The 13824-nt window shown below is 52.8% G+C and carries 8 protein-coding genes and 1 pseudogene; 3 read left to right on the forward strand and 6 right to left on the reverse strand.

Annotated features, from left to right (window positions below):
• The first annotated feature begins 602 nt into the window (after positions 1-602).
• Positions 603-2939, forward strand: coding sequence for a YecA family protein (locus DAI21_RS11195; protein WP_107703133.1), 2337 nt, complete (start codon positions 603-605; stop codon positions 2937-2939).
• Positions 2940-3204: 265 nt separating this feature from the next.
• Here the strand turns inward: DAI21_RS11195 and DAI21_RS11200 are convergent.
• A pseudogene (locus DAI21_RS11200) lies at positions 3205-4394 on the reverse strand (MFS transporter).
• A gap of 98 nt (positions 4395-4492) precedes the next feature.
• Here DAI21_RS11200 and DAI21_RS11205 point away from each other — a divergent pair.
• On the forward strand, positions 4493-5383 hold the full coding sequence (locus DAI21_RS11205; RefSeq protein WP_107703134.1) for a LysR family transcriptional regulator: 891 nt from the start codon (positions 4493-4495) through the stop codon (positions 5381-5383).
• Here the strand turns inward: DAI21_RS11205 and DAI21_RS11210 are convergent.
• Positions 5373-5543, reverse strand: a complete 171-nt coding sequence (locus DAI21_RS11210) for a YfgG family protein (protein WP_370447030.1) — start codon at positions 5541-5543, stop codon at positions 5373-5375. The two genes, DAI21_RS11205 and DAI21_RS11210, sit on opposite strands and share 11 nt — an antisense overlap.
• 365 nt (positions 5544-5908) lie before the next feature.
• Between DAI21_RS11210 and DAI21_RS11215 the strand changes: the two genes are divergently transcribed.
• Entirely contained in the window at positions 5909-8149 is a 2241-nt protein-coding gene (locus DAI21_RS11215; protein ID WP_107703136.1) for an EAL domain-containing protein, read from the forward strand.
• Between the two features lie 10 nt (positions 8150-8159).
• Here the strand turns inward: DAI21_RS11215 and ppx are convergent, their stop codons facing one another.
• From ppx to purM, 4 genes are all read right to left on the reverse strand, one after another.
• Complete coding sequence (gene ppx / locus DAI21_RS11220) at positions 8160-9701, reverse strand: exopolyphosphatase (RefSeq protein WP_107703137.1); 1542 nt, start codon at positions 9699-9701, stop codon at positions 8160-8162.
• Positions 9702-9704: 3 nt separating this feature from the next.
• Positions 9705-11765 carry a polyphosphate kinase 1 gene (ppk1, locus tag DAI21_RS11225; RefSeq protein WP_100779335.1) on the reverse strand — a complete coding sequence of 687 codons (2061 nt, stop codon included), beginning with the start codon at positions 11763-11765 and terminating at the stop codon, positions 9705-9707.
• Between the two features lie 229 nt (positions 11766-11994).
• Positions 11995-12636 (reverse strand): phosphoribosylglycinamide formyltransferase, encoded by a 642-nt coding sequence (purN, locus tag DAI21_RS11230; RefSeq protein WP_100779336.1) that lies wholly within the window; start codon positions 12634-12636, stop codon positions 11995-11997.
• On the reverse strand, positions 12633-13670 hold the full coding sequence (gene purM / locus DAI21_RS11235) for a phosphoribosylformylglycinamidine cyclo-ligase (RefSeq protein WP_102104968.1): 1038 nt from the start codon (positions 13668-13670) through the stop codon (positions 12633-12635). The genes purN and purM overlap by 4 nt, the downstream gene beginning before the upstream one ends.
• Positions 13671-13824: the final 154 nt, after the last annotated feature.

Raw genomic sequence — 13824 nt, forward strand, 5'->3', positions numbered from 1 at the left:
TTTTTTATAGCAGTGTTTTTTAGTGGATGCAATATTTTTTGGAAATGCATACTTAATCCTTGTTATGCTCAGGAGCCTTCAATTCCACTTCAAGCATATTGCAGAGCATCTCCATATAACCATAAATACACAACAAGATTCATAATCTGCTATTAGGCATAGTAGGTCAAGGACTTGTAAAAAAAATGGTCAAGAAGCTGGAACCATACGATATTGGGGGAGCCGTAAGTTGGCTTTTTAGCAACAAAAGTCAGTGCAACTTACTTTGACTCGGCATTGGGATAAATTTTTAAGCTCTTATAACCTGCAAGACTTGAGATTGCGTGGTGCTAGGCTATGAATGCATAAGCACTCTTGCATCAACGATGCTCACAACCTGCTATTAGGGAAAGCAGGTCAAGGATGAATCGTCACGGATAATTCCGACAAAAATTATCCACTACAGATGAGTCGAAACCTCGACGTAACCAGTTCAAGGACCATCTACAAGAAAGCTGATTATCGTGAACAGCGTAAAGCCAAGATGCAGGACTGAGCTGATATGATTGACGAGTGGGCATTATGGTGCTCGAAAGATCGTAGTTCAAAACGGGGTGATAAGAATGAATATGGAAGAAGATCGAAAGAGGGGTGCTGCTTCTTTATTGAAGGATATGGAGTCCATCGCTGCCCGAATGCGTGAGTTGGTTGCAAAAATGCCTCCGCATGATTTGCTCGGATACATCTACGCTCAGCACATGATGAAGATAATGGGCAACCAAATTGGGGGTGAAAAGCAAGTTCAAGAGGATGGTCCCGATGACGAGTTTAATGAAACCCAGTTCTTACTGGAGTATGTTCACGCTGTTCTGGCATCTGATGCCGCACCTGCGGATATGGAATTCGACGAAGTACGGTGCACTGAGCTGTTTGAACTTGGCCGAAAACTAAGAGAACAGGCCATGTTCTTTGCTATGTTCACCTCCGCTGGTACCAAAGATGGCATCTTCGGTCCTAACACGGCCGACATTGAATTCCGTGCGAAATCCACCTGGGTCATGATCCGTGGGAATCGTTATCAAGTTTTGGAAGGCGAGTTTTATCGATACGTTCTAGCATCTCACAATGATGTTTTGGAGGAGGTGTATGGTGTTGGTGCAACCGATATTGCAGAAGGCTTTCAGGCTATGGCCGACGCCACTCGTACCGGGCACGCCAACGCAATTATGGAGATGAAGAAGCAGTTTGAGGCGGCAAAGGCCTTTTCGATAGAGCAAGGTAAGTCTATGGAAGACGCTATGGAGTTATGGGTTGCTGAACATGAGGAGCAGTCCAAAGCGGCACGAGAGGCGATGGAGGATATGCTTCGCGGTGGTATTGCCAATGTAAGCCGTCACACGAAGTTGCCACCGACATTGCTAGCAGACTTGTCATACCAGCGAGGAGAAGATACTGAGTTCTTCGCCGCGGGTGATTTTAAGGGGACACCCTTTCGGACACTGCCAGCACGTAAGAAACCTCTAATTCAGCTTGGGTCGGACTACTACGCAGTAGATCCCTGTTTTGCTCGCGATGCGGGGTATCGTGCGCTCCTATTTAACCTCCTTCAGCGAAAGCCGGATTACAATAAGGCCTTTAAAGATCGGCAGAAAATGATGAGCGAAGCAGCCTTTGCTGACATTCTCTATGCCCAGCTTCCGGGAGCCACAGTTCTCCAGGAGGTTTACTACAAGGATCCTGACAGCAAGCAGTGGTCCGAAAACGATACTCTAATCCTGGTCGATGATGTGCTGTTACTAGTTGAGGCCAAGGCTGGTGCAGCTGCCACCATTGCATCACCGGCGCTTGATTTTGGCCGCCATGCTCAATCAGTGCAGGACTTAGTACTCAAGGCATATAAACAATGTGCGCGCTTCTTCAATTATATGAATTCGGCGGATGAAGTGTCCCTCTATCACCTCGTGAATGGCAAATACGAAGAGTGTTGCCGTGTGCGTCGCTCTGACTATCGGGTGATGGTGCCGATTGGGTTGACAGTCGAGTCGTTCTCGCCTTTTTCCACGTACTGTAAAGAATTACCGCAGGTTGAGCCTTTACTTGGAAAGCATGCTTTCATTTCGCTGTCCATCGACGATTTGTTTGTGCTCAAGCGACTCTTGCCCACACCCGGGGAGTTCGCCCATTACTTGGAGGTGCGGCAAGCCGTGGCTGGAATTCGCGGGGCTCATCTCTTCGACGAGTTCGATCACTTGGGTTCTTACCTGCAGAAGAACCGTTTCGATCAGGATATTATCGAGCAGTTGAAGGAAGAGAAAGCGAACATGGTTATCTGGGATGGCATGAGTGACATCGTTGACAGGACCTTCGAAGGTGAAGAGTGGGAAAGTAAACCGTTCCCAAGTCAGAAGTTCCCGGAGGAGGTTCTGAAGCTTCTTGGAGCACTCGATAGCACTCGAGCTAGCGGCTGGCTTTCAGCAGAGAGTTATATCCGTGACCTAGGAGAGGAAGGCCGGAATAATCTGGCCAAGATGCTGACCGATCTTCGCAAAACACTGATTCAGCATCCCGTTCGTTACTTTGTTCTGGGCGGGGACGGTGTGCCGCTCTTCGTTTGGCTTCAACGGCATGGCCATCTAATTGACTGGACTAAGGTGAACAATAAGGCCAGCGCAGGTGCGTTGAGCGTCAAGGCTACTAACATCATTGGCGTTGTGGCTGAAGTTAGTGCCGATGGTACTTATGTCCAGGCGCGGTCTTTCAAAGTTTACATACCGACGGAGCAAACAGCAGAAAACGCACACATTTATGAAGACGCGGCGAGAATGGGCAATCCTGTACGTACGTTCAATCTCGAACGGGAAAAACAAGTCCACTTTGGTCGCAAGAGCAAAAAGATTGGCCGTAATGTCCCTTGTCCATGTGGCAGTGGCATGAAATACAAGAGATGTCATGGACGGTAGAATCTGCTTAGGAGTTCAAAAGGAGGTTGTGCATAAATTTTTGTAACTTCCTGATTTTTACCTTTAACTAAAGATTTTATTCATGTTGTGCGAGAGTATTCTCAGCATGAGCCTGAGCTTAATAAACGTCGATGAACAGAAAAAATAAAAAAACTCCGCATGGTATAGATTGTGGTATCGAGAAAGATCGACTTTCTAAGTGGCTGTTATTTGGAATAATTTTAATTTAATTGATAATGGAGTGGGAATAATTTTCCCCCTCTAGTCACACAAAACCCTCTGCCTCGCCAGAGGGTTTTTTATTGTGGCGCTGCACAACCACAAGCCCTACAGCCAGCCCCCCAATTATCACCGTCAATCCACATGACACCCACATTGCCCCGAACACACCCAGTTCCCGATTCAGCCATGCGTAAGCAAAGGGCGATACCGCTGCCATGACCTGCGCCGGAATGAGCAAGACGCCCGTGCGTCGCGCGTAATCCTCAGCAGGAAAAAGCTGCAACGGCAGCGTGGCTTTTACGATGGTCACCAGCCCGTTGATGGCACCATAGCCCAGCACAAATCCGGCAGCCGCCCAGATAAAGGTGCTGGCGCTGAGCCCGGTCAAAAAACAGAGGGCATGGCGAGGGCAGTGATCAGCGTCAGTCGCAGCGGCGAGAGATGTGACCCGGCGACCACCTCCGTAAATCGCGCGCCCGTCTGGCCAATGCCCCAGAGCATCCCCACGGACGCCGGAAGCCCTACACTTGCGATAAATTCCGGTAAGTGCGTGGATGTGCCGTTCGAAACAAAGGTAATGAGCGCAATGAAGGCGGCGTAGTTCAGGCCATTGCGGCGATCCTGATGAATGGCGGGCGCCGTCGCTTTTCGCATTGTGCCGACCGGCACCCTGTGGCCTGGAAGTACGCGGATAAGCGCCGCACTCAGCAGGCCAGCCAGGGAGTAAACCAGCAGTGCGTCACGCCAGCTCATAAATGTAAGCAGTTTCGCGCCCAGCGGCCAGAACACGGCAGAGGCCAGCCCGCCCGCCAGCGTGACGTGTGAAATCGTCCGTCGGGCACCCTGGCCGTAGAGATTCACCAGAGAGGCGAACAGGGCATCGTACAGGGACAGGCGCATGCCGACCCCTGCCAGTAGCCACGCCGCGTACCAGCCAGGCAACGCGTGCACGCAGGCCATGACGGCACAACTCACGGCGAGCATCAGCGTGCCGCTCATCACCACGAGCTGCCCCCCAAATCGGGCCAGCAGCCTGGCGACAAAAGGCGACACCGTCGCCATCACCAGCATGGCGAGGGTCAGGCCAAGGTAGATCTGTGGTGACGACCAGCGCATGTCCGCGGCGATCGCGTGGGCAAAGGTCCCTGGCATGTAAAAGGTAATTCCCCAGTTGATCAGCTGATTGCCTCCGGCAGCAACAGGAAGCAGGCGGGGGAGGGCAGGTGTTTTCATTATTTTTCATTCCGTCAGGCAGTTGTGATCACCATACTGCGCACGGTAAGGTGCTGGCAGGCCTCTGTGTTTATGACTCCTATAAGAGAAACTTTGCGATGACGACGCTGAATCTGGGCAATCTGGCGACCTTCCGGCTGGTGATCCAGCGCGGCAGCTTTTCGGCTGCGGCGGATATATTGGGCCTTTCTCAACCAGCGGTGAGCCTGCAGGTACGCCAGCTTGAGCAATTTCTGCGAACGCGTCTGGTCGAACGTACCGGGCGTGGGGTCAAAGCCACCGCTGCGGGGCTGGCGCTACTTGAGCATGGCAATCGTATTGAGCAGGTAGTGGAAGAGGCGATCCGGTCGGTCAGCGAGTTTAGCCATGAGATCAGTGGCACTATTACGCTGGGCACGGGGGCCACGGCCTGTATTCACCTTTTGCCGCCGTTGCTACAGCAGCTGCGTGAGGAGCATCCGCTATTACGCGTCGGCGTGACGACGGGAAACACGCTGGATGTGGTGCGCGCCGTGGAGGAGAACCGTCTGGATATCGGGCTGGTGACCCTTCCGGCAAGCGGTCGGGCGCTGGAGGTGATGCCCCTACTCGATGAAGAGTTTGTCCTGATAATTTCCCAGGTGCAGGACGAGGAGATAGCGCAGTTTAGCCCGCAAATATTGCACGCACTTCCCCTGATAGCCTTCGAATCGGGGAGTGGCACGCGGGATTTAATCGATGGCTGGTTTAACACATGCGATCTGGAGGTCTGCCCTGTGATGCAGCTGGGCAGTATCGAAGCCATTAAACGCATGGTTCGCGCAGGATTGGGATACAGCATTGTCCCGCGTATGGCGGTCGAAACCGTAGCGGATCGCGAAGGGCTGTGCGTGCGGTCGCTGAACCCGATTTTGCATCGTCAGTTAGGTATCGTCATGCGGCAAGACAAAATTCTCAGTAAGGGAATTTCCGAAGTGATTCGTTTATTGCGCGAGAAGGTTAATGGTTAACGGAGTCCAGCGGCTGGGTGACTTGCTGAGACTGAATTTTGTCCTGATGGTGATACCAGGCGCCAATGGAGGAGTACACGAAGCGGCCGAAGAAAAACAGGAAGCTGATAAGCAAGATAATGCGGGTCATTCGAGTGTTAAATCGATGTCGTTTGTGCATACGCGTTGCCTGGCTCACTGTGTTTTCCTGGGTATACCCTTTTGGGCGATGGGACTATTAAGTCACAGCGGGAAGCAAGGGTCAATTCGGAGTGTGTAAAAAATCGTCAATGTAATGATTCGTTGATGTTATCGATATTAATTCAATAATTTACCGGGCTGATAGAAAACAGAAAACCACCCGAGAAAATTGTAATAATTGGTTTTTTGAATTCATATTCTTGCGTTAGGTCAATTCTTGCGCGGCATTGATCACTAAAATCCTCCCTCCATGGTGTTTTCTCATGAAAATACTGTGCGTCAAAATGTCAGGTTGGATGCCTGTCTGAAATTACCCTATGGATGAAGGGGCTTAACCAGGCGCCTATGAACATTCTCTCTTTTTTACAGCAAAACAAAGATCGCTGGTGGGCGCTCCCCCTTCTGTTGCCTGTTATTTTTCTGCCTCTGCTGAACGTTGCGAGCACTTATACCCAGTTAAACGGCGGAAGCATCGTACTCTATTACATGCCGTTGTCGTTTCTGCTCTCCGCAATGCTGTTTTTCGGCCTCGCAGCACTGCCGGGCATCATTCTGGCGCTGTTTTTACGTTACTACGACACTGTCAGCCTCTATGAGACCGTGGCGCTCATCTGCCATTTTATCGTTCCGCTCACCCTGAGCTGGGGCGGATACCGGGTGTTTGCTCCCCGGCGAAATATGGTTGCATACGGCAATACAAAGCTGATGGCGCAACGTATTTTCTGGCAGGTTTTGTGCCCGTCGACGCTATTTTTAGTGTTGTTCCAGTTTGCCGTTTACCTCGGCGTCTATGAAACCCGACAGAGCGTGGCCGGGCTAAATCCGCTGACCATTCGCACCCTGATCAATTTTCAGGGGCTGCTGGTCGGCGGATTGACGGGAGTGCCGTTCAGCTATCTGGTGATTCGCGTGTTCCGCCATCCGCGTTATCTCAAAGCGCTCATATCACAGATCCGAACGCAGATTGATAAGAAAGTCACTGCGGCGGAGTTTGTTCTCTGGCTTGCCGCGCTGGCAGGCCTGCTTTCACTGCTGCTGGTACCCATGAGCGACAGCAGCTCAATTTTTAGCACTAACTACACGCTGTCGCTGATGATGCCGGTGATGCTGTGGGGCTCAATGCGGTTTGGCTATAAGCTGATGTCGATCATCTGGACGCCGGTGCTGATGGTCTCAATTCACTATTTTTACCACTATATTCCGCTCGGCCAGGGCTACGATATTCACTTGGCGATTACGTCGTCGAGTTATCTGGTCTTCTCTTTTGTGGTGATTTACATGGCGATGCTGGCTACGCGCCAGCGGGTGATCACGCGCCATGCCAGACGTCTGGCTTTTCTCGATCCGGTTGTGCACATGCCGAATCTGCGGGCGTTATCGCGTGCGTTGTCTAAATCACCCTGGTCAACGCTCTGTATGCTGCGCGTACCGGAACTTGAAGTTCTGAGCCGCAACTACGGCGTGCTGCTTCGAATTCAGTACAAACAGAAGCTGGCGGAGTGGCTTAAGAGTTTCCTGCAGCCCAATGAGTGCGTTTATCAGCTGTCCGGATGCGATCTGGCGATACGGCTGAACACTGAGTCACACGTAGCGCGCATTGAAGCGCTCGACGAACTCATTAAACAGTTTCGTTTTATCTGGGACGGGGTGCCGCTACAACCGCAGGTGGGTATCAGCTATTGTTGTGTCCGTTCGCCAGTGACCCATCTCTATTTGCTGCTGGGCGAGCTGAGCATCATTGCGGATTTCTCGCTCTTCACCAACCATCCTGAGAACCTAAAACAGCGCGGCGCGGCTAATTTACAGCGTAGCCTGCGGGATAAAGTGGCGATGATGAACCGACTGCAGCGGGCGCTTGAGCACAATGAATTTCAGCTCATGGCGCAACGGGTGCAGGGCGTTCGCGGCGATCACTACCACGAAATCCTCTTACGCATGACCGACGAAAATGGCGTACTCATTACGCCGGATAAATTCCTGCCCGTGGCGCAGGAGTTTGGCTTGTCATCGCGCGTGGATCTCTGGGTGCTGGAAAGTACGCTGAAGTTTATGTCGGCGCATCGCGGCAGGCTGCCCGGCAAGCGTTTTGCCATTAATCTCATGTCTTCAACCATCTGCCGATCGCAATTCCCCATTGAGGTTCACCGTTTGCTGGAGAAATACGGCATCGAAGCCTGGCAGCTGATCTTTGAAATTACCGAGTGTAGCGGCTTTGGCAATGCGGATCTGGCGGATCAGATGGTCAAACAGCTGCAGAAGTTAGGGTGTCTGATTGCCATCGACGATTTTGGAACGGGCTATGCCAGCTATGCCCGGTTGAAAAGCGTTGATGCCGATATCCTGAAAATTGACGGCAGCTTTATTCGTAACATCGCTGACAACAGCCTGGACTATCAGATTGTGGCGTCGATTTGCCATCTGGCGCGGATGAAGAAAATGCTGGTGGTGGCCGAATATGTGGAAAGTGAAGCGATTCGCAGCGCACTTAGCGCGCTGGGGATAGATTTTCTGCAGGGATATTTAATTGGTAAACCTGAGCCGCTGGAACAGCTGCTCGATTCTCAGGCGTCACCACTGGACGCCTGAGAACACAGGGTTACGCCGCCACGTCTGGCGACTGCTCTTCTTCGATTTTAAGCAACCAGCCGGTCACACCCTCCCAGTACTGCTGCTCTTTTTCAAGATCTAAAAGCACCAGCGCATTCTGGCTAAACCAGTCGTGCGGGAAACTCAGCGTCCAGTGATGGTCGTCGGTTTTCAGGGTAAGCGTTGGCGGCGTCGTCGTCGCCTGACGCTGGTTATTCAGCAAAACGCCTAAGCGCAAAAGCTGAATGAGCGGCAGGAACTGCTTTTTCTTGAACAGCGTAAAGCGCGGCAGATCGTCCAGTTTGATTGCCTTACGGTGATAGCGCACCAGCGTCGCCATCATCGTTTGTTGCTCCTGATTGAAGCCCGGCAGATCGCTGTTTTGCAGAATATAGGCCGAGTGGCGATGCATGCCGCTGTGGTTAATATTCAGGCCCACTTCGTGCAGCATCGTCGCCCACTTCAGCAGGGCAGCCAGCTGCGGATGCGCCAGTTTCGGATTTTGCGTTTCCCACTGTTCATAAATGTGGGTGGTGGTTTCCAGAACGCGCTTCGCTTGTTCACGGTCGATATTGTACTGATTCGCCAGGCTTTGCGCGGTACGGCTGCGAATATCCTGATGACGGAAGCGACCTTCCATTTCGTAAAGCACGCCTTCACGCAACGCCCCGTCGGACAGGCGCAGCTCGCGGATCGCCAGCGCATCGAAGACACCGCACAGAATCGCCAGCCCAGGCACGAAGACCGCCTTACGTTCGTCGGACAAGCCCGGCAGGCTCAGGGAGTCAAAACTTTTGTGTTTGAGCACCTCTTCGCGGAGTTTTTCCAGCCGTTCCGGAGTGATAATCCCGTCTTTTTCACCCATCGCCAGCAGCACTTCGTGTGCCGCTTTGATGCTACCGGACGCGCCGAGGGCAACATTCCAGCCCTGAATACGATACTGCCAGGCAAGCGATTCCAGTTTCTGAACGGCCGCCATGCGCGCGCGCTGGAAATTTTCACGGGTAATGGTGCCGCCAGGGAAATACATCTGCGCAAAGCTGACACAGCCCATACGGCGGCTTTCAACCAGTTTGGGTTCGAAGTCTTCGCCGATGACCAGCTCAGTCGACCCGCCGCCGATATCGATTACCAGTTTGCGGCCTTTTTCCGGCTGGGTATGTTCCACGCCCATAAAAATCAGACGCGCTTCCTCGTTACCCGAAATGATTTCAATCGGGTAGGGGATCACTTTTTCCGCGCGTTTGAGAAACTCTGGCGCATTCAGCGCCTGGCGCAGCGTGTGCGTTCCGACAATACACACGCTCGATGCGGAAAACCCTTGCAGGCGTTCAGCAAACAGCGACAGGCAGGCTAAACCGCGCTCCATCGCCTCTTCGCTGAGCATGTTTTTGTCGTCAAGACCATCGGCAAGATGAACGCGCTGCTTAAGGCGCCCGATGATCTGCATGGCGCCGTCGACCTCGCGGGCGATGACCATATGAAAGCTGTTAGAACCTAAATCGACCGCAGCAAACTCCTGCGGGCGTGGGGTCTTATCATTTATCGGCATAGGTTAATCAGGTTGCTCGAGTGATTTGATATAGTCGTAAATCGCCAGCTGTGAGCGCACTTTACGGCGATTGCCGCGCTGCACGTAGCGGTTACTCAGTTCTTTATCGATATAGCGAGCCTTAACGGTGTCACTCAGTTGCAGCTCAATAATATCGAGGATCCGCTGCTTCAGACGTGGGTCCAGCAGCGGCGTCGCGACTTCAATTCGGTAATCAATATTACGCGTCATCCAGTCCGCGGAAGAGAGATACACCTGTTTGTCGCCACCATTTTCAAAAATATAGATGCGATCGTGTTCCAGATAACGGTCAACGATGCTGGTCACGCGAATATTTTCGCTGATGCCTTCCAGTTCTGGAATCAGCGAGCACATGCCGCGAATCAGTAGATTCACCGGTACACCGGTGCTGGAGGCCGCATACAGCCGATCCACCAGGCCTTTGTCGACCAGGTTATTAAGTTTGAGGGTAATGCCCGACGGCTCGCCTTTTTGCGCGGCGGCAATCTCTTTGTCGATCATCGCGTAAAGCAGGCGGCGCGAGTTCTGCGGGGAGACCAGCAGATAGTCGAAGCTCACCGGACGATACGGGTTCTCGATAAAGTTAAACACCCGGCGCACTTCGTTGGTGATGCGCGCGTCGGCGGTCAGCAGCGAGTAGTCCGTATACAGTCGCGCGGTTTTCTCGTTGAAGTTACCGGTCCCGATGTGGGCGTAGCGCACCACGTCATCACCTTCTTTACGGGAGATCAGGAACAGTTTGGCGTGAATTTTCAGCCCCGGCGCCGAGAAGATAACGTGCACACCGGCTTCCGTCAGACGACGCGCCCAGTGAATGTTTGCCTCTTCGTCGAAACGCGCCTGCAGCTCAACCACCACCGTCACTTTTTTACCGTTGTGCGCGGCGTGAATCATTGCATCGATAATGCGCGAGTCTTTTGCCACACGGTAGATGTTGATTTTAATCGCCAGCACGTTCGGATCGAACGACGCCTGACGCAGCAGTTCAAGTACGTGCTCAAAGGTGTGGTACGGATAGTAAAGCAGCACGTCGCGCTCGCGAATGGCGTCGAATCCGTTACGGAACTTATCGAACCAGAGATGGCGCAGGCGCGGCAGCGGTTTGTTGACCAGATTGGCTTTGCCGACGTTCGGGAAGCTAATAAAGTCTTTAAAGTTGTGATAGCGTCCGCCCGGTACGATGGAGTCGTAGCGGGAGATGGTGAGCTTGTCGCGCAGCATTTCCACCATGGCGTCCGGCATGTCGCGCTGATAAACAAAGCGCACCGGCTCGGCCGTCAAACGCTGTTTCAGGCTGGAGGACATCAGCTCCATGAGGCTGGCTTCCATCTCGTGCACCAGATCGTACTCGGCATCACGGGTCATTTTCATGGAATAGGCGTTCAGCGCATCGTAATCGAAGAAGCCTTTGAAAATGTCGTCGAGGCAGTAGCGCAGGATGTTATCCAGCAGGATCATCGGCTTGCGTCTGCGCGGAGTTTCCGGCGGCAGGTTCACAAAGCGTGGCACTTTATCCGATGGGATCTCCAGCAGCGCGTAGCGAATGGAGTCGCCGCGAATAATCTCCACCGCCAGATAGGTGTAATCATCCTTCAGGAACTGCACCAGATCCGTTTCGCGATTGATAAGAATAGGGGTGATGTGCTGGCGCAGATAATGTTTGAAGTAGTGGCGCAGCCAGGTCTGTTGGTTGGCGGAGAGCTGACGTTCGTTAATCAGGAAGATTTGGTTACGCGCCATCTCCAGCAGCAGCTCGTTATACAAGCCGTCAAATTCCTGGTCGGCTTTCAGAACACGAGCCTGGATTTTACCCAGCAGATGGCGTGAATGGGAGTTTAGGCCTTGCTCTTCGCTGATGATGATCCGCCGCTTCAGTTCGGCAAAACGGACCTTATAAAATTCATCCAGGTTATTGGAATAAATACCCAGAAAACGCATCCGCTCAATCAGCGGATTACTTTTATCAGCCGCTTCCTGAAGCACGCGTTCGTTGAATGCTAACCAGCTTAGCTCTTTTTCGATGTATAACTTTTCCTGACCCATTACAACTTACACTCCGTTTCAATCACGGGACGCAGCAAATCCGTCTCGATTCTATTATGGCGAGCTTTGACACGAGATGTCCAACTGTGCCAGAAAAGTATGACAGTTAATTTTTTTTCTGGGGGATTTTAAGGGGTTGGTGCGGATGAAGATGTGTCGGGCGGCGCGGCGCGTACCCGACTGACAAAAACGTCGGCTCTGCAAGCGCAGCGCCGCCGGGAAAAACAGATTACTCGTCGGCCGCATAGCCCTGAGCGGGCAGCTTAACGCCATCCAGCCAGGCGGCGTTGTCGCGCATCTCAAGACGTCCATCGACAAACCAGCTTACCACTAACGGGTAAATGGCGTGCTCCTGCGACTGAACGCGTTCGGTGATGTCGTCTTCATCGTCGCCGTCAAACACCGGGATTTTTGCCTGCAGAATGACCGGCCCGCCGTCCAGCTCGTCGGTGACGAAATGCACGGAAGTTCCATGCTCCTCATCGCCATTTTCCAGCACCTGACGGTGGGTATGCAGGCCTGGATATTTCGGCAGAAGAGAAGGGTGGATGTTCAGCAGACGGCCGGAATAGTGGGAAACAAACCCCGGGCTGAGGATACGCATATAGCCGGCCAGCACCACGACATCCGGCGCGTAAGCGTCGATCTCCTGCACCAGCTCTCGGTCGAAGGCTTCTCGACTGGCAAACTGAGAGGCTTCCAGCGCGTGCGCCGGGATATGGGCATCCCGCGCACGCTCAAGGCCGAACGCATCGGCCTTGTTGCTGAATACTGCGCGAATGGTGCCATTGATCTGTTTCTGTTTGCAGGCGTCGATAATGGCCTGCAAATTACTTCCGTTACCGGAAATGAGCACCACAATATTTTTCATTCAATGACCACGCGCTGTTCGGAATCAGAAGCTTTGATGATACCGATTTTCCACGCGTTTTCACCCTTCGCCTTCATCAGCTCAATGGCGTTGTCTGCTTCGCTGGCGGGCAGAGCAATCAGCATGCCGACGCCGCAGTTGAAGGTGCGATACATTTCGTGCTGGCTGACGTTACCTGCAGTTTGCAGCCAGTTGAACACGGCTGGCCACTGCCAGGAGGACGCGTCGATCACCGCCTGAGTATTGTCAGGCAGAACGCGTGGGATGTTTTCCCAGAAGCCGCCGCCGGTCAGGTGTGCAATGGCGTGCACGTCAACGTTCTCAATCAGCTCAAGAATGTTTTTCACGTAGATGCGGGTCGGAGCCAGCAGGTGATCGGCCAGCGGTTTGCCGTCGAGTTCCGTGGTTTCTGGATCGCAGCCGCTCACTTCGAGGATCTTACGCACCAGGGAATAACCGTTGGAGTGCGGGCCGCTGGAGCCGAGTGCAATCAGCACATCGCCATCGGTCACTTTGCTGCCGTCGATAATTTCTGATTTTTCTACTACGCCGACGCAGAAGCCTGCGACGTCGTAATCTTCACCGTGATACATCCCCGGCATTTCTGCCGTTTCGCCGCCGACCAGCGCACAGCCGGACTGCAGACAGCCTTCAGCGATACCGGTAATCACGCTGGATGCGGTATCCACGTCAAGTTTTCCGGTCGCGTAATAGTCGAGGAAGAAGAGGGGTTCAGCACCCTGCACCACAAGGTCGTTCACGCACATGGCCACCAGGTCGATACCGATGGTGTCGTGGCGTTTGAGATCCATCGCCAGACGCAGTTTTGTTCCCACGCCATCAGTGCCAGAAACCAGAACAGGCTCACGATATTTTTGCGGCAGTGCGCACAGTGCGCCAAATCCACCCAGACCACCCATCACTTCAGGGCGGCGAGTCTTTTTGACCACACCTTTGATTCGGTCAACCAGCGCATTACCTGCGTCAATATCAACACCGGCATCTTTATAGCTGAGAGAAGTTTTGTTGGTCACGGCTTAAGTCCCCACGCGATTGCATTGCATAGTAAGAAAAATCGGCGCAATTCTAACAGTCCAGGCAAACGTTTGCGAGCCTATTCTGCGGTCATGAAAAGTCGCTGAAAATTTACACATTTATACATCGGGCGGCGACAAACTTGATACCGTT

This window comes from Lelliottia sp. WB101, from assembly GCF_003051885.1.
GTDB classification, from domain to species: Bacteria; Pseudomonadota; Gammaproteobacteria; order Enterobacterales; family Enterobacteriaceae; genus Enterobacter; species Enterobacter nimipressuralis.